Here is a 1,391-nt window from a genome sequence, read left to right as displayed (position 1 = left end):
AGGTCACGTCCGGCTCCAGCGGGCCCTCGTGCAGCGCGCCGCCCCGGTTGGCGCCCGCCCAGCCCCCGAAACTCGTGCCGCCGTGCGCCAGGTACAGGTTCACCGACGCCCCGCACTCCAGGACCTCCCGCAGCGCCCCGGCGGCCTCGGCCGGATCCCGTACGGCGTGCTCACCGGCCCAGTGGTCGAACCAGCCGCACCAGAACTCCATGCACATCAGCGGGCCCTCCCGGCGGTGCCGGCGCAGCGTGCCGAACGCCACGCGCGCGTGGGAGCCGAAATTCACCGTGGCCAGCACCCCCGGCAGCGAACCCCCGCTCAGCATGTGGTCCTCCGGACCGTCCGAGGTGCACAGCGCCGCGGTGACCCCCTCGGCCCGCAGCACACCGGCCAGCTCCTCCAGATAGCCGGTGTCGCTGCCGTAGCTGCCGTACTCGTTCTCCACCTGGACCAGGACCACCGGCCCGCCCCGGTCGCTCTGGCGGGGCACGACCTCCCGCAGCAGCCGGGCGAACCAGGAGCGGACGCGGGCCAGGTAGCGCGCGTCACGCGTACGCGCGCGCGTGCCCACCTCGCCCGTCAGCCACGCCGGGAGCCCGCCGTTCTCCCACTCGGCACAGATGTACGGACCCGGCCGCACGATCGCCCGCATCCCCGCCGCGCCGACCGCGTCCAGGAACCGGCCGACCGCCTCCACGTCCCGGAAGACTCCCGGGCGCGGCTCGTGCAGATTCCACGGGACGTACGTCTCCACGCAGTTCAGGCCCATCGCCCGCAGCATCGCCAGCCGGTGCCCCCACTGGGCCTCGTGCACCCGGAAGTAGTGCAGCGCCCCGGACAGCAGCCGCACCGGCCGCCCGTCCGCCAGGAACCCCGATTCCCCCACCGTGAACCCGCTCAAGCGCCCTCCCCGCCCCGGCCCGCCGCGTCCGCCCCAGCCTCGCCCCCTTCCGGCACCCGGCGCCATGGACGAAGATCGGCGCTGCTTGGACAAAACCGCGCCGCACAGCCCGCCGGGAGGAGCGCCGATGTACCGGACCTGGATGCGGTTCTTCAGCCCCGGCCCCGCCCACCACCGCCTCGGTCTGGTCTGCCTCGGCGTCGGCCTCCAGCACGGCGCGCTGCCCACGGTCGGCCCGCGCACCCTCGACCACCACGTGGCCGTGGTGATCAGCTCCGGCGGCGGCTGGTACCGGGGCGCCGACGGCCGCCGCACGACCGTCACCGCGCCCGCGCTGCTCTGGCTCACCCCCGGCGTGCCCCACCACTACGCGCCCGACCCGGACACCGGCTGGGACGAGGGCTTCGTCGACTTCACCGGCCCCGCCACGGCCGCCTACCGCGAACTCGGCTACATCGACCCCGACCGGCCCGTGACCCCGCTCGCCGAC

The 1,391-nt window shown here is 75.2% G+C and carries 2 protein-coding genes; one reads left to right on the top strand and one right to left on the bottom strand.

The window, feature by feature from the left end; genetic code table 11:
* Positions 1 to 901, bottom strand: a 901-nt coding sequence (locus H5J33_RS35285; protein ID WP_181798722.1) for a beta-galactosidase, incomplete at its 3' end; no start/stop codon positions are given.
* Between the two features lie 127 nt (positions 902 to 1,028).
* Here H5J33_RS35285 and H5J33_RS35280 point away from each other — a divergent pair.
* The coding region (locus tag H5J33_RS35280; protein WP_181798721.1) for an AraC family ligand binding domain-containing protein at positions 1,029 to 1,391 on the top strand (363 nt) is incomplete at its 3' end.

This window comes from Streptomyces sp. WELS2 (genome assembly GCF_013870595.1).
GTDB lineage: Bacteria > Actinomycetota > Actinomycetes > Streptomycetales > Streptomycetaceae > Streptomyces.
This window is presented reverse-complemented; position numbering and strand designations above follow the sequence as displayed.